Below are 22,517 nucleotides of genomic sequence, written 5' to 3' on the forward strand. Positions count from 1 at the left end.
CCCCCACCCCCACGCCTTCGCGATCTTGCAGTTTCCGCCCCGGCAATAGCCACATCAAGCCCACCGCCGCGGCCACAAGTCCATGATCGACAGGGGCTGGGGTCAGCGGAGGAGGCGGAACAGGAGCAGGTAGACGCAGAACAGCGACGGGGAGACCAGCGCGCAGATCACGAAGCCCAGCGGCACGTACCGCCCGGTCGTGGCCTCACCGCCGGCCAGCGCCGGGCGGCCCCACCGGGCCAGCACGACCTGACCGGCCACGAAGGACAGCAGCGGCACCCCGGCGCAGGACAGCGCCGCCACCAGGTCCAGCCCGGCCACCGGCACCGGCGACCCCACCAGCGCGACCAGCATCAGCAGCGAGCCGACGAGCGCGCAACCGCCGTACACCGCGACCGCCCGGGCCGGCGCCGACCAGGTCGGCAGCAGCACCGGCGTGCGGGCCAGCGCGTCGGCCTGCTGCCCGTACCCGTCGGCCTCCCCGGCGAGCCGCTCCGCCGCCGCCAGCTCCGCCGCCGGGTCACCCGCCCGCGGCGCCAGACCCGGAGAGGGGTACGCCCCGACGCCCGCCTGCCCCGGCGCGGCGGCTGCGCCGCCGGTCACGCCGTCCCCCGGCCCGGCGCCCGTCCGCCCGCCCGCGTCTGCCGCCTCCGGCGCGGCCGGTCCGGCGGCCACCGCAACCGCCGGTGCCGGCGCCGGTACCGAGGTCATCGGCGTTCCGATCGCCTGGCCCAGCCGGTCCAGGTGCTGCCCCTGGGCGACGAGCCGCTGCCCCAGCTTGTCGACGGCGGCCTGCAGGCCACGGCGGCGCTCCGCCTCGGCCGCGATCTCCCGCTCCCCGCCCCGCTGCCGGGTGGACAACTCCCGCAGCAGCGCCGCGTACTCGTCGAATCCACTCATGGGACATCACTCCCCGCGGCGAACGGCACGATCAGCGCGGTGCGGTGCTCGTGCCGGTCGACGAGCAGCGCGCGGCCCTCGCGCGGCACGTACGCGAGGTCGTGCACGCCGAGGTGCAGGCCCAGGTCGGCGGCGGGCACGTTGAGCGCGACCAGGCCGGTGACGTCGTCGCGCTGCCCGCTGCCGCCCAGGTCGTCGGCGAGCCGGCGCAGCCCGCGCCACCAGCCGAGCACGTGCACCCCGCGCGCGGGCCCCTGGCGCAGCACGGCGCGCAGGTCGTCGTACCCGGAACGGAACGTCGCCGGGTCGGAGGCGGCGAGCGTCGTGGCGGCGGCGTCCACCCCGAACACCACCAGGTAGGTACGCCCGGAGGCCGGGGCGTCACCGGTGGCGGCCTCGGCGAGCTGGGCGCGCAGCGCCTCGGCGGCCAGGCGGCGGACCGGGTGCCCGGCGGCGGCCAGCGTCATGGCCAGGTCGTCGGCGGCGTCGGTGGTGCCGGGCGCCAGCGGCGCGAACAGGAACCGGGCGGTGCCGGGCGCGTGCTGCCGGGCCAGGGACAGCGTGGCCGACCGGAGCACCTCCGCGCCGACGGTGGCGGTGCCGACCACCGCCAGGTGCCGGCCCGGGCTGGCGTCGAGCGCGAACCCGGCCGGGCTGCCGGCGACGTCGACCGCACGGCCCACGAGCGCGTACGGCGGGTCGGCGCCCGGCGTCAGCGCGGTCCAGGCGGAGTCGTCGGTGCGCCGGGGGGGCTCGTGGCCCCGCAACACCGACGGCGGGCGCGAGCCGGCCGGGCGGGCCGCGTGCCGCTCGTGGCGCAGCGCCGCCAGGTCGGCCGAGGCGGCGTGCGCGTCGGGGAACCGCACCTCCGCGTCCGCGCCGGGCGCGCCGGCGGCGGTGTTCACCACTGCCGTGCCGACGGTGAGCCCGCGCGCGGCGTCGTTGCGCGGGTCCAGCACGGCGTCCCCGCCGGGCAGCGCGATCCGCAGCGGGAACTGGCCGAAGATGGCCTCGGCCCGGCCGTAGAGCGCCTCGATGCCGGTGGTGCTCTGGCTGGCCAGCACCAGGTGCAGGCCGTACGAGCGGCCCTTGCGGGCCAGTTCCTCGATCAGGTCGACGGCCTGCCGGGCCAGCGCGTCGTTGCCGGCGAACAGCACGTGGAACTCGTCGATCACGGTGACGATCCGGGGCGGCCGGGCGTTGGGCGGCAGGTCGGCCAGGCGGCTGACCCCGTGCCGCTTGAGCAGGTCGGCGCGGCGGCCCAACTCGGCGCGCAGCTCCCGCAGCACCGCCACGCCGTACTCGCGGTCGGACTCGATGCCCACCGCGTCGGCGTGCGGCAGCCAGGACGGGTCGCGGTCGGTGGGCACGAACTCGGTGAAGCTCACGCCCTCCTTGAAGTCGAGCAGCATCAGCCGCAGCTCGGCCGGGGAGTAGCGGGCGGCCAGCCCGTAGAGCACGTCGAGCAGCAGCACCGTCTTGCCGGCGCCGGTGCGGCCGCCGATCAGCCAGTGCGGCGTGGCGTCGTCGAACGCCACCGCGAGCGGGCGGCGGCCTGCGCGGCCGAGCACGGTACGCAGGCCGGAGGCGGCGGACCCGGCCCAGCGCTGCGCGGGCAGCAGGTCGGCGAACGTGACGACGTCCTGGTCGGCGGTCTCGGCGTACCGGCGGGCCAGCGCGGTCACCGCGGCGTGCGACGGGTCGCCGTCGAGCACCACCGGCGCGGCCAGCCCGCTGCCGTCGGCGCTGAACGGGCGGCCGGGCGGGTCACCGACGAGCGTGTACCGCTCGGTGATCCGCAGGTGGGTGGTGGCGCCCAGCGGCGGCGCGGCGCTCGGCCCGGCGGGCCGGTGACCGGCCAGCAGCACGCAGACCGCGGCGGCCGGGCCGGCGTGGGTGAGCGCGGCGAGCCGGGCCAGCTCCCGGGGCGGCGGCGCGGACGCGGCCACCACCACCAGCAGCTCCCGGTCCTCCGGCGCGGACCGCTGGGCGGTACGGGCGTGCCGCTCGGCCGCGTCGAGCAGCGCTGCTGTCTCCGCCTCGGTGGTCGCCGCCGCGGCGAGCACCCCGGCGTCCTGCAGCGGGCGCAGCGGCAGGAACGCCGCGCCGAAGGCGGCCTGGTCGATGCCGACGACCCGGATCGCGCCGGCCGGAGCGGCGGTCAGCAGCCGCACCACCACCGCCCGCAGCAGCTCCCCGACGCGCGGGTCGCGGGCGTCCTGATCGAGCGCCAGATGCGCGCCCGCCCCCACCGGCACGAGCACCGGGAACGCGCCGTCGACTGTGGTCGCCGCGCCGAGGCGTACCGGAACGGGGTGGGTCGCGACGCGGGCGGTGCCGGGCACCGCGGCGGCCAGCTCACCGCCGAGGCGGGCCAGCCGCGCGACCAGCTCGGGGCTGCCCACCGGCGCCGGGCCGGCGGCGCCGAGCAGCCGCCGGGCCGCCTCCCAGTGGCGCAGTGCCTGCCGGTGCCGATCGACCGCCTGCCGGTACGCCGCCGCGAGTCTGCCCACCGTCCGCCCTCCGACGTCTTGCGATCGAGGGAACCCTAACGGACGCGCGGCGCAGCGGCACATGGCGCTCCGCACCGGGGATTCGTCCACTGTTCACCCGGCGGCGGACGGGCGCGCCGCCCACCGTTCCCCCGGCCCAGCTTGCCTTCCTCCAGGCAATCGTGGCGCACAGGAAGGCGACGACGTGACCTCACCTCTTCCCCGGCGGTCCCTGCTGCGCGGCGGCGTGGCCGGCGGGCTCGGCATCGTGGTGGCCGGCAGCCTGGAGGCGATCGCCGGCCCGGCCGCGGCCCGGCCCGCGTGCCGTCCCGCCGTCGGCTACGGCGACCTGGTGCCGGACCCGGCCGGCCTGCTGGCGCTGCCGCCGGGCTTCTCGTACACGGTGGTCGCGCAGGCGGGCGCGACGCTGCTGGAGTCCGGGCAGCCCACCCCGAGCGACGCCGACGGCACCGGCTGCTTCCGCGGCCCGCGCGGCTCGGTGCTGGTGAACAACCACGAGATCGGCGGCGACGAGCCGTACCCGGTGCCGGCGCTGACCGGTCTCACCTACGACCCGGGCGCCCGCGGCGGCACCACCACCATCGAGGTGGACCGGCACGGGCGGCGGCTGCGCGAGTACGTGAGCGTGGCCGGCACGCACAACAACTGCGCCGGTGGCATCACCCCGTGGGGCACGTGGCTGACCTGCGAGGAGACCGAGCAGCGGGCCGGTGGGCGATTCCTGAAGGACCACGGGTACGTCTTCGAGGTCGACCCGCACGACAGGTCCGCCAACACCGACCCGGTGCCGCTGACGTTCCTCGGGCGGTACTCGCACGAGGCGGTCGCGGTCGACCCGTACACGCACTCGATCTACCTGACCGAGGACGCGAGCGGGCCCAACGGCCTGTACTTCCGGTGGACGCCGCCGCCCGGTTTCCGGGCCGGCAAGGGCGCGCTGCGGGCGCTCGCCCAGCGGCCCGACGGCGGCGCCGCCGGCAGCCTCGCAGCGATGCGCTGCCTGCGCGGCGACACGCACGTGGCCGACCTGTCCGAGGCCACCACCCCCGGCACCCGCTACCGGGTCGAGTGGGTCGAGGTGCCGGACCGCGACGCCCGGACCGTGTCCGTACGCAAGCAGTTCACCGACGCGGAGGTGACCCGCAGCCGCAAGCTGGAGGGCGCCTGGTGGGGCGACGGCGGCGCGTACTTCGTGGCCAGCTACGCCCGGCACGACGACGGCAGCGCCAACGAGCACGACGGGCAGGTGTGGTTCTACGACCCGCGCCGGCAGACCGTCACGCTGAAGACGATCTTCGGGGTGAACGCCGACCCGGACGCCGACCACGGCAACTACGACGGGCCGGACAACATCACCGTGTCGCCGTACGGCGGGGTGATCCTGGCCGAGGACGGCGAGGGCGTGTCGCACCTGGTCGGCGTCACCGAGCAGGGCACTGCGTATCCGCTGGCGCGCAACGAGCTGAACGACAGCGAGTTCACCGGGCCGACGTTCAGCGCGGACGGCAGGACGCTGTTCGCCAACATCCAGTCGCCGGGGTACGTGTTCGCGATCACCGGGCCGTGGGGGCGGCCGGGTAACGGGCACCGCTGACGGGACGGTGAGCGGCCGGCGGTTCTCGCTCGGGAGCCGCCGGCCGAGCAGTGCTGGTCTGCGACAGACGTCCCATTCGACACCGCTGCACGGGTCGCCTGGCCAGGCGGATCATGCTGAACGTCTGCCATCCGTTCCGGGAGGGCAACGGACGGACCCTGCGCGCCTTCCTGCGCCAGCTCGGCGCCGCGGCCGGCTACCTGCTCGACTGGTCGGAACTCGACGCGGCGGACAACATCGCCGCTTGCGTCCAGCACCTGAACACCGGCGAGACGGACATCCTGACGGCAGCGCTCGATCCGGTCGTCCGGCGGATCAGCTGAGCCACGCTGCTCAGTCATAGATCCTGGAGGGTATCTCCTGTGCCGCTTGACGCATGCGTTCGCGCAGCTTGACCCGACGACCGCGAGGCCACTGCTGCTCCACCTGAGCACGTTGCCTCCCCGCGCGAGCGCAGCCCTCGGCGGAGACCGCCATCCCCCGCCGGGCCAGTTCGGCATCGAGATCTTCGCCGAGCGTCGGTGCTGGTGTCATCGACGCTCACTGACGCCGATCTCCTTGGCCAGGTCGACGAATCCCTGCCAGGCCGCCGGCGCGAAGGCCAGCGTCGCGCCGGCCCGGTCCTTGGTGTCCCGGACCAGCACGACGCCCGCGAGGTTGTCGGCGACCTCCACACAAGAGCCGCCGTTGTTGCCGCTCTTCGTGCTCTTGCGCCATCGCGCAGCGGTCATGTCCATGATCCTGCCGCTTCCATGATCAGGTCTAGTGACTGGGTTCGGGAGAGGGCCTCGCCCCTGATGCGCTCCCACCTACGGCTGAGCGTAGCAACGGCCGCAGCCTCACTAAGTAGCTGCGCGGACGCCTGGCTGTCGACGTGCGCGACATGTTCACCGGTGGGCAGTTCGGCGAGGATGAAGCCGCCACCGAGCCCCGGATACATGCCGATGTCCCTCGGCACGACGTGTATCTGCACACCGGGCAGGGCTGCGCAGTGGACCAGGTGCTCAAGCTGCTCCCGCATCAGCTCCCGGTCGCCGTAGGCCGACTGATGCAGTACGCCCTCGAAGATGACCGCGACGACCAGAGGCGGCCGGTCCCGACGGAGGATCGCCTGTCGTTCGAGCCGCGAGGCGACCAGCTCATCGATTTCCGCTGCGGTCAGCGCCTCGCCGGTCAGCGTCGCGCGTGCATATGCCTCGGTCTGCAACAGCCCGGGCACCCATGTGTGCTCGAACCAGCGGATCGACACGGCGTCCCGCTCCCAGTCGACCCACTCACGCAGCCACGGCGGTTCACGGCGCTTGAGGACGTCCGGCCAAAGATCCCCGACGTCCCGGCCGAGGAGCGCCGCCACCTGGGCACGTCGCCGAGGCTGCGGAATACGTCCCGGAGCGACCCAACGGGCCGCCGTCTTCGGATCCACGCCGATCTGAGCTGCAAGGCTCTCCGCCGTCTCACTGGCTTCGGCCATCGCCACCTGGAGCGCGTGGTTCATCCTTCCTCCCTCATGGACGTCCCGAACGTCTCGGCACCATACATCAACGCTGTGTATTGGTCCCATAGCTCTCGGCAAAGCTGACCTCCAGGCGACACAGCCGGTGCTCGGACGTCCGGCGGCCACAGGACCAGGGATGTCGGGGCGAGCCGCCTGACGCAGCCCCCTGGCAGGAGAGGAAACTCATGCCCGACAGCAGGCCGAGGGCGGGTCGACGCGACGCAACGGCGAATGACAGCCCGCTCAAGGCGGGAGACCTCCTCTGCCTCGACCGCAGGGCAAGCGTTCAGTTCTTTCGCCCGATCACCGTTCGCGTGATCCGGGAGATCGAGGATCGCCAGCCGTACGACGGCTGGGCATGGATCGAGGCGTACGAGTTGAACGCCCGAGGCACCGCAGTCGCCAAGCGGGAACTTTTCGTGTATTTGGCTGGTCTGCACCGACTGGAATCAACAACTCGGGAGCGCATGTCCAGCAGCAGCAGCCGCACTTACGCGGCCACGCGGCTGCGAGGGCTGGGGTGAGCACGGGCGCTCGCGCGCATCTGCCTATGCGCCCACTCTGGATCTGCAAACGCTGCGCTTATCCGTGGCCGTGCGCGGAGGCTCGACTCGCACTGCTCGCCGAGTACACGAACGATCGTGTCGCCCTGTCGATCTACCTGTGTGGGCAGCTCTATGACGCAGCCCACGAGCTACATCGCCTCAACCCGTACGAGGCTCCCAGCCCACAAGTGTTGTTCGCTCGATTCGTCGGCTGGGCACGGCCGCGCCCGCCACTTCATCCCGCGCAGAGCAGCCCTTGATACGTCACGTCGACAGACGGCCGGGCGACGAGTCGCATCAGGTCACACGGGCCGGCGGGCGCAGGCCGTCCAGCGCGATGGCCAGGACGCGGTCGCGCTGGGCCGGGTCCGGGAACTGGTACGCGGCCAGTCCGCTGATCAGCCGGATCACGTCGTCGAAGCCGGCGTCCGGCCGGGCGGCCCCGGCCTCCTGGGCGCGGCGCAGCAGCGGCTCGCCGGTCGCGTAGATCTCGGTGCGGCAGCTGCGGAACACCTCGGAGTCGTGCACCAGTTCCTCGGCCAGCGCCCGCTTGGTGGCCACGTAGGCGACGAACCGGTGCAGCCAGCCGACCAGGGCGTCCCAGGGCGGCTCGTCGGCCAGGTCGGCGGCGGAGGCACTGAGCGCGCGCACCTCCTCGACGTAGACCGCCTCGAACAGGTCCCGCCGGTGGGGGAAGTTGCGGTAGAGCGTGCCGATGCCCACGCCGGCCCGGCGGGCGATCTCCTCCAGCGACGCGCCCGCGCCGTGCTCGCCGAAGACCTCACGGGCGGCGGCGATGAGCGCGTCGTAGTTGCGGCGGGCGTCGGCCCGTTTCGGGCGGCGGGAGAAGACCTCACCGGGCACGTCGGCGTCGGTCATGACCCGCGTCACCCCTTCCGTCTTGCAACCGGAGGCAACCCTCCGCTAAGTTAATGGAGGCAAGCCTCCGGTTGCTGACCGGAGCCACCCCTCCGGATAGCTTACTCCGGACTTCCGGCCGCCACCGCCGCAGGACCGCGCGAGCGGCCACCAGTCTCGTACCGAACGGGGAGTCGTCCCACATGATCCACTCAACCCGGCGCGGCTCGCGCCGGCTCACCTTCCTCGTGCTGGCCGCCGGCACCGGATTCTTCGCGATGCTCCAGTCGCTGATCACGCCGGTGCTGCCCACCATCCAGCACGACCTCCACACCTCGCCCAACACGGTGACCTGGGTCCTCACCGCCTACCTGCTCTCCGCGTCCGTCTTCACGCCGATCATCGGCCGCGTCGGCGACATGGTCGGCAAGGAGAAGACGCTCGTCTTCTCGCTCGCCGCACTGGCGCTGGGCTGCCTGCTGGCGGCCGTCGCCCCCAGCATCGGCGTGTTGATCGCCGCCCGCGTGGTGCAGGGCATCGGCGGCGCCGTCTTCCCGCTGTCGTTCGGCATCATCCGCGACGAGTTCCCGGCCGCCCGGGTCAGCTCGGCGGTGGCTTCGATCTCCGCGGTCGTCGCAGTCGGCGGCGGGCTGGGCGTGGTGCTGGCCGGGCCGATCGTGGCCACGCTGGGCTACCGGTGGCTGTTCTGGATCCCGCTGGTGGTGGTCGGCCTGACCGCGCTCGCCGCGCACCGGTTCGTGCCGCGCTCGCCGGTACGCACCCCGGGCCGGATCAACTGGCTCAGCGCCGTACTCCTGTCCGGCTGGCTGGTGGCGCTGCTGCTGCCGGTCAGCAAGGGCGCCGCGTGGGGTTGGGGCTCCGGCCGGGTGGTCGGACTGCTGGCGCTGGCCGCGGTGCTCGCGGTCGCCTGGCTGGCGACCGAGGCGCGGGCCGCGAACCCGCTGATCGACCTGCGGATGATGCGCCTACCGGCGGTCTGGACCACGAACCTCGTCGGGTTGCTCTACGGCGCCTCGATGTTCGCCGTCTACGCCTTCCTGCCGCAGTTCGCGCAGATCCCGACCAGCGCCGGCTACGGCTTCGGCGCCAGCATCACCCAGGCCGGGCTGCTGATGCTGCCGATGCTCGTCGGCATGTTCGTGGCCGGCCTGCTGGCCGGACGGCTGCAGTCCCGGTTCAGCGCCAAGGCGCAGCTGAGCACAGGCGCGGTGTTCAACGTCGCGGCCGCCGCCATGCTGACCGTCGCGCACGACACCCGCTGGCAGGTCGGTGTCGCCGGTGGCCTGGTCGGCCTCGGCATCGGGCTGGCGTTCGCCTCGATGGCCAACCTGATCGTGGCGAACGTGCCGGCCGGGCAGACCGGCGCGGCGACCGGCATGAACGCCAACATCCGTACCATCGGCGGCGCGATCGGCGCGGCGCTCGCCAGTGCCGTGATCACTGCGAATCCGCAGCCGAGCGGGCTGCCCCGGGAGGCCGGTTTCACGGCGGGCTTCCTGCTGCTCACCGGCATCTCGGTGGCGGCGGCGCTGGCCGCGCTCGCCGTACCCTCCGGCCGCCGCCGGTGGCCGCGGCGACGGATCGGGCCGGCGGTGCCGGACCTGGCGCCGGCGCCGGAGCTGGTCCCGGCCCGCTGACCCCATGGGGTACGCGGACGGAAGCCCCGCCCGGCGCCGGTGCCGGGCGGGGCTTCGCCGTGCCGGTCAGCCGATCGCTGCGGTCAGCGCCGCCAGGTAGCCGTAGCGGTAGCCGTTCGCGTTCGGGTGGTACGCCTCGATCACGCCGCTGACGTCACGGATCCACGGGTCGGCGGCGCACACGCCGTGCCCGGCGAAGAACGGCCGCGCGTCGACGAACGTGCCCCCGGCCGCGGCGGCCCGGCCGGAGATGACGCCGTTGAGCGTGTCGGCGGCCTGGTTGAGGATGGTGCGCTTGTAGCTGCTCATGGCGAGCAGGCCGCAGGAGCCGGTCTCGAACAGCCGCGGGTAGCCGAGCACCACCAGCCGGGCGTTCGGGGCCCGGTTGCGGATCGCGGTGTACGTGGCGTCGAGCCGGGCGGGCAGCGTCGCGGTGGCGAACGCCTTCGACTCGTTGACCGCGCTCTCGCAGCTCGACGTGCTGCCGAACCGGCAACTGGTCATCACGTCGGCGAAGCCGGCGTCGTTGCCGCCGATGGTGATGGTCACCAGCGTGGTGCTGCTGCTGAGCTGGCCGACCTGGTTGTTCAGCACGTCGGCGGTGACCGCGCCGCCGCAGGCCGGGAACTTGAAGCTGGTGACCGAGTGGGCGGCGGCCCAGAGCGGGGCGTACGACTTCTGGCTGCGCAGGCAGGTGGACAGGTCGTACGGGCTGGCGCCGACCCCGGAGGAGTAGGAGTCGCCGAGAGCGACGTAGTTGACGGTGGCCGCCCGGGCGGCGCCGGGCAGGAGCACGGCGCCGAGGACGGCCGCCAGGACGGCGGCGAACACGGTACGGACGCGACGGGGCATGGCAGAGCCTCCACGGGGCAGGGTGGTGGAGCCCGTTGACCGCGCGCGTGGCCGAGGGATCGGTGCTGTTACTGGTCGGTAATGCTATCGAAACATTTGCCGAAATTGAATAGTCGAGATCGGCCGGACGGGACAGATGCGTTCACATGCGTCGATTAGCTTGGCGGTGACGACACCCGACGGAGGGAGTCCCCCGTGCGACGCGCACTCACGGCGGCCATCGCCGCCCTGACCCTCACCGCGGCCGGCACCACAGTGACCGGCGCGCCCGGCCAGGCCGCCCCGGCCGGATGGGGCCGGCCGCAACCCGCAGCGGCCACCCCGACGCCCGGCAGCCCCGGGCTGGGCGACAGCTACTTCCCCGACTACGGCAACGGCGGCTACGACGTCGGGCACTACGACATCCGGCTACGCTACGAGCCGGCCACCGACCGGCTCACCGGCACCACCACGATCCTGGCCACCGCCACCAAGGACCTGTCCCGGTTCAACCTGGACTTCGTCCTCGCCGTCGAGTCGGTGCGCGTGAACGGCTGGGTCGCCACGTACACCCGGGCCGGCGACCACGAGCTGGTGATCACCCCGGCCCGGCCGCTGACCAAGGGGCAGCAGCTCACCGTCGTGGTGAAGTACGCGGGCGTGCCGTCGCAGACCACGGTCCAGGGCTACACGGCGTGGACCCGTACCGCCGACGGGGCGCTCGCCGTCAACGAGCCCGAGTCGGCCTGGTGGTGGTACCCGAGCAACGACCACCCGAAGGACAAGGCCACCTGGGACATCTCCGTCTCGGTGCCGACCGGCGTCGAGGTGATCAGCAACGGCGTGCAGCCGCGCGACCCGCTGCCCGAGGCCGGCAACCGCACCCGGTGGAGCTGGCGCAGCGTCAAGCCCGGCGCCACGTACCAGGCGTTCCTGGCCATCGGGCAGTACGACATCGTCACCGACGTCGCGCCCAACGGCCAGCCGGTGGTGAACGCGTACAGCACCACGCTCGGCGAGCGCCTGCCCGCCGCGCGGGCCAGCATCGAACGCACCGCCGAGATCGTCGACTGGGAGAGCGGGCTGTTCGGCCCGTACCCGTTCGAGGCGCAGGGCGGCGTGGCCGGGCCGGTCGACGGCATCGGCTTCGCGCTGGAGACGCAGACCCGCCCGGTGTACGGCCCCGGCTTCTGGCGGCGCGGCGCCAACCCGTACGTGGTGGTGCACGAGAACGCCCACCAGTGGTTCGGCGACTCGGTGTCGGTGGCGGACTGGCGGCACATCTGGCTCAACGAGGGCTTCGCCTCGTACGCCGAGTGGCTCTGGTCCGAGGAGCAGGGCGAGGGCACCGCGCAGGAGCTGTTCGACTTCACCTACGACAGCTACCCGGCCGACTCCGAGTTCTGGCAGGTGCGCCCCGGTGACCCGGGCCCGAGCGGGATCTTCGACGACGCCGTCTACGACCGGGGCGCGATGGCGCTGCACCAGATCCGGCTCGCCGTCGGCGACGCCGCGTTCTTCCGCATCCTGCGCACCTGGACGGCCAAGCGGCAGTACGGCAACGGCACCGTCGCGCAGTTCCAGGCGCTCGCCGAGCGGATCTCCGGGCGGGACCTCGACGCGGTGTTCACCACCTGGCTGTTCACGCCCGGCCGCCCCGACGTGACCGCCGCCGCGCGGACGAGCGCCGCACCGGCGCAGCCGGCCTCGTGGACGAAGATCCGCGCGGCGCACGACCTGCTCGGCCGCTGACCGGGCGCCGGCCGGGCCGCTCCCCCACCCGGGGGGCGGCCCGGCCGGCCGGTCAACCGGCGGTCGGCACGGGTGCCGCAGTCGACGCCGTCCAAGGCTGCGCCGCCTCGACCGCGCGGATGTGGCGGTAGGCGAACCAGAGCGGCGGGAACGCGCCGACCGCGAACGAGAGGTCGACGAGCGTCCAGAACCAGGGGATGTCCCGGATCGGACCGCAGATCACCGCCAGCGGCACGATGCCGGCGCAGGCGATCATTCCGACCTGGACCACCCACACGTTGCGGACCGGGTCACGCAGCGGCCCCCAGAACGCCACCGCGAGCACCAGGTGCGCGAAGGCCAGCCAGTCGGTGCCGTACCGCAGGAACGGGTAGTCCTCACCGGCCGCCACCAGTCCGACGTGGACCCGCTCGATCCAGTCGACCAGCGCCGGGAACTGCCCGGCGAGCGGGTCGGACGCCGCCAGCAGCCAGCGCACCTCGACCTCCAGCGGGAACGCGGTCACCCCGCTGAGGAAGAGCCCCGCCACCACCAGCCAGAGCCAGCGGCGGATGCGCCGCAGGCGTACCTCGACGTCCATGGCCGCAGCCTAACGACGGTCGTCGTGCCGCCGGGGCCCCGTCCGGCATGACCTGGGCCACCCTTCCCGGACCGCCGCGCGGCGGCGGGTGTTAAGAAGGGCCCCCTCCTCTACCTGAGGCGTTAAGAGGGGGCCCTTCCTTTCACCTGGCGGCGAGCGGCTGGCGGGCCGGGTCGACCGGGGCGGGCAGGTCGCCCACCCCGCCCAGGTACGTGTGGATCGCCGCCGCGGCGGCGCGTCCCTCGGCGATCGCCCAGACGATCAGCGACGCGCCCCGGTGCATGTCACCGGCGACGAAGACGCCGTCGGTGGCCTGCCAGTCCGGGCGGGAGTCGATCGCGCCCCGGCCGTTGCGGGTCACCCCGAACTGCGCCAGCAGCGGCTGCTCCTCGGTGCCCTCGAAGCCGATGGCGAGCAGCACCAGGTCGGCCGGGATCTCGCGCTCGGAGCCGGGCAGCGCGGTGACGATGCGGCGACCGTCCACCTTCTCCACTGTCACCTCGGCGATCCGGACCGCGCGGACCTGGCCGGTGCCGTCGTCCACGAACTCCTGGACGGCGACGGCGAAGACCCGCTCGCCGCCCTCCTCGTGCGCCGGGTAGTTGCGCAGCACCCACGGCCAGGTCGGCCACGGGTCCCGCGCCGCGTCCCGCTCCGTCGGCGGCTCCGGGTAGAGGTCGAGCTGATGTACGCCGGCCGCGCCCTGCCGGTGCGCCACGCCGAGGCAGTCGGCGGCGGTGTCGCCACCACCGATGATCACCACGTGCTTGCCGGCGGCGTCGATCGGCGTACCGTCGGGCAGCGTCGCGAGGGCGGGCTTCCCGTCCCCGGCGGCGGCCACCACCCGGTTCGCGGCGACCAGGTGCGCCATCGCCTGGTGCACGCCGCGCAGCGCCCGGCCGGGCGTCTCCGGGGTGTCCCGGCCCTGCAACGCGCCGCAGGCGAGCAGCACCGCGTCGTGCTCGGCGCGCAACTGCTCGGCGGTCACGTCGACGCCGACCTCGACGCCGGTGCGGAACCGCACGCCCTCGGCGGTGAGCTGGGCCAGCCGCTTGTCGATGTGCTGCTTCTCCAGCTTGAAGTCGGGGATGCCGTAGCGGAGCAGGCCGCCGATCGCGTCGTCGCGCTCGTACACGGTGACCGTGTGACCGGCGCGGGCGAGCTGCTGCGCGGCGGCCAGCCCGGCCGGGCCGGAGCCGACCACGGCCACCGACCGGCCGGTGGACACGGACGCGGGCCGGGGCCGCAGGCCGTCGCGGGCCACCGCCGCGTCGGCGATCTCCACCTCGACCTGCTTGATGGTGACCGGCTGCTGGCCGCCCAGGCCGAGCACGCAGGCCGCCTCGCACGGCGCCGGGCAGAGCCGGCCGGTGAACTCGGGGAAGTTGTTGGTGGCGTGCAGCGAGTCCACCGCCGCGTCCCAGTTGCCGGTGCGGACCAGGTCGTTCCAGTCCGGGATGCGGTTGCCCAGCGGGCAGCCGTCGTGGCAGAACGGGATGCCGCAGTCCATGCACCGGGTGGCCTGCTCGCGGATCAGCTCCTCACCGGCCGGCGGGTACACCTCCCGCCAGTCGGAGATGCGCACCGGCACCGGACGGCGGGCCGGCAGCCGCCGGTCGTAGCGCAGGAAACCGTTCGGGTCAGGCACGAGCCACCTCCTGGGCGACCGCCCGGGGCGCGGGCGGTACCGGCGCGGGCGAGAGGGCGCTCATCACCGCGTCGTCGACGTCTCGGCCGGCGGCTTCGGCGGCCCGCATGATCTCCATGACCCGGCGGTAGTCCCGGGGCACCACCGCGGTGAACTCCTCCACCGCCTGCGGCCAGCGCTTGAGCAGGTCCTCGGCGACCGCCGAGTCCGTCTCGGCGAAGTGCCGCTGGACCAGCTCGTGCAGCCGGTCGCGTTCCTCGTCGCGCAGCGGCGACAGGTCGACCAGCTCGGTGTTGACCAGTCGCCGGTCGAGCCGGTGCACGAACGCGGTGCCGCCGGACATGCCGGCGGCGAAGTTGCGCCCGGTCGGCCCGAGCACCACGACGGTGCCGCCGGTCATGTACTCGCAACCGTGGTCACCGAGACCCTCGACCACCGCCACCGCGCCGGAGTTGCGGACCGCGAACCGCTCCCCCACCCGGCCGCGCAGGTAGACCTCGCCGCCGGTCGCGCCGTACAGGATGGTGTTGCCGGCGATGATCTGGTCCTCGGCCCGGCGGCCGGGCGCGGCGTCCACGCCGACGAACGGCGCGTCGGCGTCCGGCCGCACCACGAGGCGTCCGCCGGACAGTCCCTTGCCGACGTAGTCGTTGGCGTCGCCGTGCAGGCGCAGCGTGACGCCGCGCGGCAGGAACGCGCCGAACGACTGGCCGGCGGTGCCGCGCAGCAGGAACTCGATCGTGTCGTCGGGCAGGCCGGCGCCGCCGAAGCGGCGGGTCACCTCGCCGCCGAGCATCGCGCCGACGCTGCGGTGCTCGTTGCGCACCTCGACCTCGACCCGGACCGGGGTGCGCTCCCGCAGCGCCGGCCCGGCCAGCTCGATGAGCCGGTTGTCCAGCGCCGCGTCGAGGCCGTGGTCCTGGGCGCGTACGCCCCGGCGGGCCGCGCCCTCGGGCAGCTCGGGCAGGTGCAGCACGCGGCTCAGGTCGAGCCCGTGGCCCTTCCAGTGGTCGATCGCGCCGGCCACGTCGAGCAGCTCGGTGTGCCCGATCGCCTCGTCGATGCTGCGGAAGCCCAGCTCGGCCAGGTAGCCGCGGACCTCCTCGGCGAGGAAGAGGAAGAAGTTCTCCACGAACTCGGGGCGGCCGGTGAAGCGCTCGCGCAGCACCGGGTTCTGGGTGGCGATGCCGACCGGACAGGTGTCCAGGTGGCACACCCGCATCATCACGCAGCCCTCGACGATCAGCGGGGCGGTGGCGAAGCCGAACTCCTCGGCGCCGAGCAGCGCCGCGATCAGCACGTCCCGGCCGGTCTTGAGCTGGCCGTCGACCTGCACGGTGACCCGGTCGCGCAGCTTGTTCAGCAGCAGCGTCTGCTGTGCCTCGGCCAGGCCCAGCTCCCACGGGGTGCCGGCGTGCTTGAGCGAGTTGAGCGGGGACGCGCCGGTGCCGCCGTCGTGGCCGGAGATCAGGATGACGTCGGCCTTGAGCTTGGCCACGCCCGCTGCGACGGTGCCCACGCCGACCTCGCTGACCAGCTTGACGTGCACCCGGGCGGCCGGGTTGACGCACTTCAGGTCGTGGACGAGCTGGGCCAGGTCCTCGATGGAGTAGATGTCGTGGTGCGGCGGCGGGGAGATCAGGCCGACACCGGGGGTGGCGTGCCGGGTCCGGGCGATCCACGGCCAGACCTTGTTGCCGGGTAGCTGCCCGCCCTCGCCGGGCTTCGCGCCCTGCGCCATCTTGATCTGGAGGTCGTCGGCGTTGACGAGGTATTCGCTGGTCACGCCGAAGCGGCCGCTGGCGATCTGCTTGACCGCGGAGCGCCGCGCCGGGTCGTGCAGCCGCTCGACGTCCTCGCCGCCCTCGCCGGTGTTGGACTTGCCGCCGAGCCGGTTCATCGCGATGGCGAGCGTCTCGTGCGCCTCCGCCGAGATCGACCCGTACGACATGGCGCCGGTGGCGAAGCGCTTGACGATCTCGCTGGCCGGCTCGACCTCGTCCAGCGGCACCGGCGGACGTACGCCGGTGCGCAGCGTGAACAGCCCGCGCAGCGAGCCGGCCTGCGCGGCCAGCTCGTCGACCTTCGCGGTGTACTGCCGGAACACGTCGTACTGGCGGCTGCGGGTGGCGTGCTGGAGCAGGAAGACGGTCTCCGGGTTGAACAGGTGCAGCTCGCCCTCGCGGCGCCACTGGTACTCGCCGCCGACCTCCAGCCGGTCCGTGGCCTGCACGCCGGGCGCCGGCCAGGCCCGCGCGTGCCGGGCCGCCACCTCGGCGTGGATCTCGGTCAGCCCGATGCCGCCGATGGTGCTCGGCGTGCCCCGGAAGTACCTGTCGACCAGGCGGGTCTCCAGGCCGACCGCCTCGAAGACCTGCGCTCCGCAGTACGACGACACGGTCGAGATGCCCATCTTGGACATGATCTTCAGGACGCCCTTGCCGAGCGCCTTGACGTAGTTGCGGACCGCCTTCACCCGGTCGACGCCGGCCAGCACGCCGGTGGAGATCATGTCCTCGACCGACTCGAAGGCCAGGTACGGGTTGACCGCCGCCGCGCCGTACCCGATCAGCACCGCCGCGTGGTGCACCTCGCGGCAGTCGCCGGACTCGACGATCAGCGCGACCTGGGTGCGGGTCTGCTCGCGTACCAGGTGCTGGTGCACCGCGGCGGTGAGCAGCAGCGACGGGATCGGGGCCAGGTCGGCGTTGGAGTCCCGGTCGGAGAGCACCAGGATGCGTACGCCGTCCTCGATCGCCTCGGAGACGTGCCGGCAGATCTCGGTCAGCCGGGCCTTGATGCCGGCGCCGCCGTCGCGCAGGCGGTAGAGACCGGAGACCCGGACCGCCTTGAAGCCGGGCAGGTCGCCGTCCTCGTCGATGGAGAGGATCTTGGCCAGCTCGTCGTTGTCGATCACCGGGTACGGCAGCACGATCTGCCGGCAGCTCGCCGGACCCGGGTCGAGCAGGTTGCCCTCCGGCCCGATGGTGGACGCCAGGCTGGTCACCAGCTCCTCCCGGATGGCGTCCAGCGGCGGGTTGGTGACCTGCGCGAAGAGCTGATGGAAGTAGTCGTAGAGCAGCCGCGGCCGGGTGGACAGCGGGGCGATGGGCGTGTCGGTGCCCATCGAGCCGATCGGCTCCGCGCCGCTGCGGGCCATCGGGCCGAGCAGGATCTTCAGCTCCTCCTCGGTGTAGCCGAACACCTGCTGGCGGCGGCGTACCGAGTCGTGGGTGTAGACGATGTGCTCGCGGGCCGGCAGGTCGTCCAGCTCGATCAGGCCCGCGTGCAGCCACTCCTGGTACGGCTGCTCGGCGGCCAGCTCGGTCTTGATCTCGTCGTCGGAGACGATCCGGCCGTTGACGGTGTCGACCAGGAACATCCGGCCCGGCTGGAGCCGGCCCTTGGCGATCACGGTGGACGGGTCCAGGTCGAGCACGCCCGCCTCGCTGCCTAGCACCACCAGCCCGTCGGCGGTGTGCCACCAGCGGCCCGGGCGCAGCCCGTTGCGGTCGAGCACCGCGCCGACGATCTCGCCGTCGGTGAAGGCGACCGAGGCCGGGCCGTCCCACGGCTCCATCAGGCTGGCGTGGAAGCGGTAGAAGGCGCGCTTGTCGGCGCGCATGTCCGGGTCGTTCTCCCACGCCTCGGGGATCATCATGAGCACCGCGTGCGGCAGGCTCCGCCCGGCCAGGTGCAGCAGCTCCAGGACCTCGTCGAAGTTCGCCGAGTCGGACGCGGCCGGGGTGCACACCGGGAAGACCCGGCGGATGTTGCCGGGCAGGTTCGGGCTGCGCAGCAGCGCCTCGCGGGCCTGCATCCAGTTGCGGTTGCCGCGAATCGTGTTGATCTCGCCGTTGTGCGCGATGAACCGGTACGGGTGCGCCAGCGGCCAGGAGGGGAACGTGTTCGTGGAGAAGCGCGAGTGCACCAGCGCGATGGCGCTGACCACCCGCTCGTCGGTCAGCTCCGGGTAGAACTCCGGAAGCTGGTCCGGGGTGAGCATGCCCTTCCACACCATGGTGCGGCCGGACAGCGACGGGAAGTACGCCGGCACGCCCCGCTCGGCGGTCTCCCGCTCGACCTGCTTGCGCAGGCAGAACGCCACCCGGTCCAGGTCCAGCCCGGTCAGCGGGGAACCGGCCGGGCCGGCCGGCGAGCCGGTCAGCCGGCGCGCGGCCACGAAGAGCTGCCGGACCCGGGGCATCGCCGCGAGCGCCGTCTCCCCCAGGCCGGACGGGTCGGTCGGCACCTCGCGCCAGCCGAGCACGTCGGCGCCCTCGACCAGCGCGTACTTGTCGACCACCTGGCGGGCACGGGTCTCGGCCGCGTCGTCGTCGGGCAGGAACACCAGGCCGGTGGCGTACTGGCCGGCCGGGGGCAGCGGGAAGTCGACGGTGGCGCGCAGGAACGCGTCCGGCACCTGGATCATGATGCCGGCGCCGTCCCCGGTGTTGTGCTCCGCGCCCCGGGCGCCCCGGTGGTCCAGCCGGCACAGCGCCCCGAGGCCGTTCGCGACGACCTGGTGCGAGCGCCGCCCGTGCAGGTCGGCCACGAAGGCCACACCGCAGGCGTCATGCTCGTACGCGGGGTCGTAGAGCCCGGTCGCCGGTGGGGCCGACTGCGGGCTGTGAGGGTACGGAAAGGCCACCGGGCCTCCTGTCGTCACTCAGGATGGATCATGATGGGGACGACGTCGGCCCTCTGCGGTTTATTGAGTCTACGTTAGGGCTTCCGGCGCAAGGCCAGTTCAGATTGATCACACTTCCAGATGCTGGGACATGTAGTCTCGCGCGGTGGATCTCGCACGCGCTGACGTACTCGACCGGTTGGAGCGGTTCTACGACGCGGTGCCCCGCGACGGGGCCCGGACCGAGGAGTACGGCGCCCTGGTGCTCTTCGTCCGGGAAGGCGCCGGATGGCCGTTCTACGCCCGGCCCCGGCTCGACGCCACCGAGCGCCCCACCCTCGCCGATGTCAACGCGGTACGCACCCGGCAGCAGGAACTGGGCCTGCCGGAGGCGTTCGAATGGGTGCACGAGCACCAACCGGAGCTGCTGGCGGTGGCCCGCTCAGCCGGGCTGAGCGTGCTGGAGGCGCCGCTGATGCTGCTGGAACCGGAGCGCCTGCCCGAACCGGGGACGTTCAGCGACGTACCGGTGCGGGTGCTGGACCCCGGCGACGCGGGCTTCGCCGCGGACATCGCGCTGCGGCGGGCCGTCGCCGCGGTCGGCTTCGCCAACGGCGGCACCGCGCGCGGCGAGGCCGGGCCGGCCGAGCGGGATGCCACCGTCTCCGGGCTGGACGTGGCCGCGCTGGAGGAGGAGGCGACCCGGGTCGCCGACGGCCGGCGCATCTCCGTGCTCGCCGCCACGCCCGAGGAAGGCGCGCTCGCCGGCGGCATGGCCATGCGGGTCGGCGACGTGGCGGAGATCGCCGGGGTGGCCACGCTGCCGTCCGCGCGGCGGCGCGGCCTCGGCGCGGCGGTGACCGCCACCCTCGCTCGGGAACTGCGGGCCGCCGGCACCGACCTGATCTTCCTCAGCGCCGGCAGCGAGGACATCGCCCGGGTCTACCTGCGGGTCGGGTTCCGCCGGATCGGCACCGCCTGCATCGCCGAGCCCGCCGCCGTCATCTGAGGCCGCACGCGGACGGTCAGGACGGCGGCTGCCAGGCGGCGGCCGCCGCGGCGGCCGTGTTGCGCAGGCGCGGGCTGATCGTGCCGAGGGCGGCGTCGCGGGCGCGCAGCGCCAGCCGGCCCCGGGCCTGCAGGACCGCCGACATCCGCCGGGTCTGCCGGACCATCGTGGCCGCGCGGGGCCGGCGCAGCCTGTCGTACGCGGTCACCGCGTCCGGCAGCCGCGACTCCCGTAGCAGTCCGGCCAGCGTCGCCGCGTCCTCGAACGCCAGGCAGGCGCCCTGGCCGAGGTGCGGCGGCATGGCGTGCGCGGCGTCGCCGAGCAGCACCACGCCGCCCGGCCCGGCCGGGAAGCCGTACGCCTTCGGCAGCGGACGCAGCTCGCGGATCTCCTGCTGCACCACGTCGTCCGGGTCGGTCGCGTCCAGCAGCGTGCCGATCGGCGCGGGCCAGCCCGCGAACCAGCGCTTGAGCAGCGCGAGCTGGACCTCGGGCGGCTCCGGGCGGGGCGCGCCCGCCGCCGTGGCCACCCAGTAGACGCCGCCCCGGCGGGACGCCCCGGCGTTGCCCCGCTCGCCGAGCGAGGCGGCCAGGAACCGGTAGCCGGCGCCCAGCGTCTCCCCTTGCAGCGGCTGGTCGTCGGGCAGTTGCGGGGCCCGGTACCAGGGGATGACCGCCCGCCACGCCGCGCACCCGGAGCTGACCACCGAGGTCTCCGGCGCCAACTGCCGGCGGATCTCGCTGTCGGTGCCGTCGGCGGCCACCACCAGGTCCGCCTCGTAGGTGTGCCGGCCGTCGCCCACCGCCGGGCGCTCACCGGACGCGGCGCGCACCGTCCGCACGCTCACGCCGGTACGCAGCTCGACCCGGTCACCCAGGCCGGCGATGAGCGCGTCGTGCAGGTCCTCCCGGTGCACCACCACCGGCATCCGCTCGGCCGGGGTGGACCGGGCCTGCACCAGCCAGTGCCCGTCCGGGCGGCGCACGCCGCCGTCGGGCAGCGGGGTGGCGATCGCGTCCAGCCCGTCGCCCAGCCCGAGGGCGCGCAGCGCGCGTACCCCGTTGGGCCAGAGCACCACGGCGGTCGCCTCCGGCCGGACCCGGTCGGCGCGTTCCAGCAGCGTGACCTGCCATCCCGAGCGGGCCAGCACGCCGGCCACCGCCATCCCGCCGAGGCCGGCGCCGACCACCACCGCGCTGCGCATGACTCCCCCGCTCAGCTGTCCCGGTCGGTGGGGCGCGCGGCGGCGTCGGCCCGGCCCGCGTTCGTGCGCTCGGCGTCCGTCCGTTCCGCGTCGGCGTCGGTGCCGTCCGCGTCGGCGCCGTCGGTGGCGGCGGGGTCGGTGTCCGTGCGGTCGGCCTGCTCCGCGTCGCCGTCGGTGGCACCGTCGGGGGTCTCCGGCCGGTCGTCGTCGGCCGCCGGCTCCACCGGGGGCAGCACGCCGGTCTTCCGGTACGCGTCGAACTGTTCCTCGCTCACCACCCGGTAGCCCTCGGGCGGGGCCGGCCGCGCGGCGGCCTCCCGGGCGGAGAGGTCGACCTGGGAGACGTCCCCGGACGGGGTGGGCGCGGCGGCCGGTTCGCCCACCGGCACGAGGTATTCACGGGGGCCCCGCACCCGGACGAAGTAGGCCAGCGCGCCGAGGAAGACCAGCACGGCGGTCCAGACGTTGAGGCGTACTCCGAGGATCAGGTTCGCCTCGTCGGTGCGCATCAGCTCGATCCAGAACCGGCCCGCCGTGTAGCCCATCACGTAGAGCGCGAACGCCCGGCCGCGCCCGAGCCGCAGCTTGCGGTCGAGGTAGAGCACCAGCGCGGCGACGCCGACGTTCCAGAGCGCCTCGTAGAGGAACGTCGGATGGTAGAGCCCCGGCTGGAGCACCGGGTTGCCGGCGTCGTCGCGCAGCGCGTGGCCCGGGTTGTCCGGGTCCATCACGTGCACCTCGAGACCCCAGGGCAGCGTGGTGCGCCCGCCGTACAGCTCGTTGTTGAACCAGTTGCCCAGCCGGCCGACGGCCTGCGCCAGAGGCAGGCCCGGCGCCAGCGCGTCGGCGATCACGGTGAACGGGATGCCGAGCTGCCGCGCGGCGAGCCACGCGCCGACCGCGCCACCGGCCACCGCGCCCCAGATGCCGAGGCCGCCCTCCCAGATGTAGAGCGCCTTGATCGGCTCGCCGCCGGCGCCGAAGTATTTCTCCGGCGACGTGATCACGTGGTAAATCCGCGCGCCGATGATGCCCGCCGGCACCGCCCAGACGGCGATGTCGAGCACCGCGCCCGGCGCCACACCGCGGCGGCGCAGCCGGTACTCGGTGACCACGCAGGCCACCACGATGCCGAGGATGATGCAGAGCGCGTACGCCCGGATCGGAACCGGACCGAGCTGCCAGACGGCGGTGCTGGGGCTGGGCATGGCCGCCAGTGGGGTCATCGGGGCGAGGGTCACGGGTGCACACGGTACCGGTGCGGACTGTGTGCGCGGCACCCCGGTCGGCCTGCCGCGCG

The 22,517-nt window shown here is 73.8% G+C and carries 18 protein-coding genes; 7 read left to right on the top strand and 11 right to left on the bottom strand.

All coding sequences use genetic code 11. The features are described from left to right. Window positions 1-102: 102 nt before the first annotated feature. Window positions 103-900 carry a hypothetical protein gene (locus KBX43_RS23425; RefSeq protein WP_210887161.1) on the bottom strand — a complete coding sequence of 266 codons (798 nt, stop codon included), beginning with the start codon at window positions 898-900 and terminating at the stop codon, window positions 103-105. Then, entirely contained in the window at window positions 897-3,413 is a 2,517-nt protein-coding gene (locus KBX43_RS23430; RefSeq protein ID WP_210887164.1) for an FtsK/SpoIIIE domain-containing protein, read from the bottom strand. Before KBX43_RS23430 ends, KBX43_RS23425 begins: the two co-directional genes overlap by 4 nt. Window positions 3,414-3,597: 184 nt before the next feature. Between KBX43_RS23430 and KBX43_RS23435 the strand changes: the two genes are divergently transcribed. Together KBX43_RS23435 and KBX43_RS31955 are read left to right on the top strand one after the other, a co-directional pair. After that, on the top strand, window positions 3,598-5,007 hold the full coding sequence (locus KBX43_RS23435; RefSeq protein WP_210887167.1) for an alkaline phosphatase PhoX: 1,410 nt from the start codon (window positions 3,598-3,600) through the stop codon (window positions 5,005-5,007). A gap of 113 nt (window positions 5,008-5,120) precedes the next feature. Then, window positions 5,121-5,330 (top strand): Fic family protein, encoded by a 210-nt coding sequence (locus tag KBX43_RS31955; RefSeq protein ID WP_210887170.1) that lies wholly within the window; start codon window positions 5,121-5,123, stop codon window positions 5,328-5,330. 207 nt (window positions 5,331-5,537) lie between these two features. On the opposite strand, the gene KBX43_RS23445 is transcribed toward KBX43_RS31955, so the two are convergent. Then, window positions 5,538-5,744: a DUF397 domain-containing protein gene (locus KBX43_RS23445; protein ID WP_082930880.1), complete on the bottom strand. Its 207-nt coding sequence runs from the start codon at window positions 5,742-5,744 to the stop codon at window positions 5,538-5,540. Beyond that, window positions 5,735-6,502 carry a Scr1 family TA system antitoxin-like transcriptional regulator gene (locus KBX43_RS23450; protein WP_210887173.1) on the bottom strand — a complete coding sequence of 256 codons (768 nt, stop codon included), beginning with the start codon at window positions 6,500-6,502 and terminating at the stop codon, window positions 5,735-5,737. The genes KBX43_RS23445 and KBX43_RS23450 overlap by 10 nt, the downstream gene beginning before the upstream one ends. A 185-nt stretch (window positions 6,503-6,687) precedes the next feature. Here KBX43_RS23450 and KBX43_RS23455 point away from each other — a divergent pair, with 185 nt between their 5' ends. Together KBX43_RS23455 and KBX43_RS31670 are read left to right on the top strand one after the other, a co-directional pair. After that, window positions 6,688-7,026 (top strand): hypothetical protein, encoded by a 339-nt coding sequence (locus tag KBX43_RS23455; protein ID WP_247677665.1) that lies wholly within the window; start codon window positions 6,688-6,690, stop codon window positions 7,024-7,026. A 26-nt stretch (window positions 7,027-7,052) separates the two neighbouring features. Then, the gene (locus KBX43_RS31670; protein ID WP_247677666.1) at window positions 7,053-7,307 is read left to right on the top strand and encodes a hypothetical protein; all 255 of its coding nucleotides are present in this window, start codon (window positions 7,053-7,055) and stop codon (window positions 7,305-7,307) included. Window positions 7,308-7,344: 37 nt separating this feature from the next. Here the strand turns inward: KBX43_RS31670 and KBX43_RS23460 are convergent, their stop codons facing one another. Next, window positions 7,345-7,926 (bottom strand): TetR/AcrR family transcriptional regulator, encoded by a 582-nt coding sequence (locus KBX43_RS23460; protein ID WP_043331116.1) that lies wholly within the window; start codon window positions 7,924-7,926, stop codon window positions 7,345-7,347. 182 nt (window positions 7,927-8,108) lie between these two features. Here KBX43_RS23460 and KBX43_RS23465 point away from each other — a divergent pair, with 182 nt between their 5' ends. Further along, entirely contained in the window at window positions 8,109-9,563 is a 1,455-nt protein-coding gene (locus KBX43_RS23465) for an MFS transporter (RefSeq protein ID WP_069089051.1), read from the top strand. 66 nt (window positions 9,564-9,629) lie between these two features. On the opposite strand, the gene KBX43_RS23470 is transcribed toward KBX43_RS23465, so the two are convergent. After that, window positions 9,630-10,415, bottom strand: a complete 786-nt coding sequence (locus tag KBX43_RS23470) for an SGNH/GDSL hydrolase family protein (protein ID WP_210887176.1) — start codon at window positions 10,413-10,415, stop codon at window positions 9,630-9,632. A 195-nt stretch (window positions 10,416-10,610) separates the two neighbouring features. Between KBX43_RS23470 and KBX43_RS23475 the strand changes: the two genes are divergently transcribed. Beyond that, on the top strand, window positions 10,611-12,146 hold the full coding sequence (locus tag KBX43_RS23475; RefSeq protein ID WP_210887179.1) for a M1 family metallopeptidase: 1,536 nt from the start codon (window positions 10,611-10,613) through the stop codon (window positions 12,144-12,146). 52 nt (window positions 12,147-12,198) lie between these two features. On the opposite strand, the gene KBX43_RS23480 is transcribed toward KBX43_RS23475, so the two are convergent. The 3 genes from KBX43_RS23480 to gltB all read right to left on the bottom strand — a co-directional run bounded on the left by KBX43_RS23480 (window position 12,199) and on the right by gltB (window position 19,025). After that, window positions 12,199-12,726, bottom strand: a complete 528-nt coding sequence (locus KBX43_RS23480) for a hypothetical protein (RefSeq protein ID WP_043329534.1) — start codon at window positions 12,724-12,726, stop codon at window positions 12,199-12,201. A 142-nt stretch (window positions 12,727-12,868) separates the two neighbouring features. Next, a complete protein-coding gene (locus KBX43_RS23485; RefSeq protein WP_209962667.1) occupies window positions 12,869-14,374 on the bottom strand; it encodes a glutamate synthase subunit beta in 1,506 nt (501 codons plus the stop codon). Next, a complete protein-coding gene (gene gltB / locus KBX43_RS23490; RefSeq protein ID WP_210887182.1) occupies window positions 14,367-19,025 on the bottom strand; it encodes a glutamate synthase large subunit in 4,659 nt (1,552 codons plus the stop codon). Before gltB ends, KBX43_RS23485 begins: the two co-directional genes overlap by 8 nt. 145 nt (window positions 19,026-19,170) lie before the next feature. Between gltB and KBX43_RS23495 the strand changes: the two genes are divergently transcribed. After that, window positions 19,171-20,013 carry a GNAT family N-acetyltransferase gene (locus KBX43_RS23495; protein WP_210887187.1) on the top strand — a complete coding sequence of 281 codons (843 nt, stop codon included), beginning with the start codon at window positions 19,171-19,173 and terminating at the stop codon, window positions 20,011-20,013. A 16-nt stretch (window positions 20,014-20,029) separates the two neighbouring features. Here KBX43_RS23495 and KBX43_RS23500 read toward each other — a convergent pair whose 3' ends face one another. Both KBX43_RS23500 and lgt read right to left on the bottom strand, forming a co-directional pair. Next, complete coding sequence (locus tag KBX43_RS23500) at window positions 20,030-21,217, bottom strand: NAD(P)/FAD-dependent oxidoreductase (protein WP_043329527.1); 1,188 nt, start codon at window positions 21,215-21,217, stop codon at window positions 20,030-20,032. 11 nt (window positions 21,218-21,228) lie between these two features. After that, entirely contained in the window at window positions 21,229-22,458 is a 1,230-nt protein-coding gene (lgt, locus tag KBX43_RS23505) for a prolipoprotein diacylglyceryl transferase (RefSeq protein WP_210887190.1), read from the bottom strand. Between the last annotated feature and the right edge of the window lie 59 nt (window positions 22,459-22,517).

This window comes from Micromonospora sp. C41 (assembly GCF_018070485.1).
GTDB lineage: Bacteria > Actinomycetota > Actinomycetes > Mycobacteriales > Micromonosporaceae > Micromonospora > Micromonospora chalcea.

Bases quoted from the DNA above. Each gene is read 5' to 3' on its own strand.
- KBX43_RS23425 (WP_210887161.1), bottom strand. From the start codon at position 900: ATGAGTGGATTCGACGAGTACGCGGCGCTGCTGCGGGAGTTGTCCACC.
- KBX43_RS31955 (WP_210887170.1), top strand. From the start codon at position 5,121: ATGCTGAACGTCTGCCATCCGTTCCGGGAGGGCAACGGACGGACCCTG.
- KBX43_RS23445 (WP_082930880.1), bottom strand. From the start codon at position 5,744: ATGGACATGACCGCTGCGCGATGGCGCAAGAGCACGAAGAGCGGCAAC.
- KBX43_RS23450 (WP_210887173.1), bottom strand. From the start codon at position 6,502: ATGAACCACGCGCTCCAGGTGGCGATGGCCGAAGCCAGTGAGACGGCG.
- KBX43_RS23455 (WP_247677665.1), top strand. From the start codon at position 6,688: ATGCCCGACAGCAGGCCGAGGGCGGGTCGACGCGACGCAACGGCGAAT.
- KBX43_RS31670 (WP_247677666.1), top strand. From the start codon at position 7,053: ATGCGCCCACTCTGGATCTGCAAACGCTGCGCTTATCCGTGGCCGTGC.
- KBX43_RS23460 (WP_043331116.1), bottom strand. From the start codon at position 7,926: ATGACCGACGCCGACGTGCCCGGTGAGGTCTTCTCCCGCCGCCCGAAA.
- KBX43_RS23465 (WP_069089051.1), top strand. From the start codon at position 8,109: ATGATCCACTCAACCCGGCGCGGCTCGCGCCGGCTCACCTTCCTCGTG.
- KBX43_RS23470 (WP_210887176.1), bottom strand. From the start codon at position 10,415: ATGCCCCGTCGCGTCCGTACCGTGTTCGCCGCCGTCCTGGCGGCCGTC.
- KBX43_RS23480 (WP_043329534.1), bottom strand. From the start codon at position 12,726: ATGGACGTCGAGGTACGCCTGCGGCGCATCCGCCGCTGGCTCTGGCTG.
- KBX43_RS23500 (WP_043329527.1), bottom strand. From the start codon at position 21,217: ATGCGCAGCGCGGTGGTGGTCGGCGCCGGCCTCGGCGGGATGGCGGTG.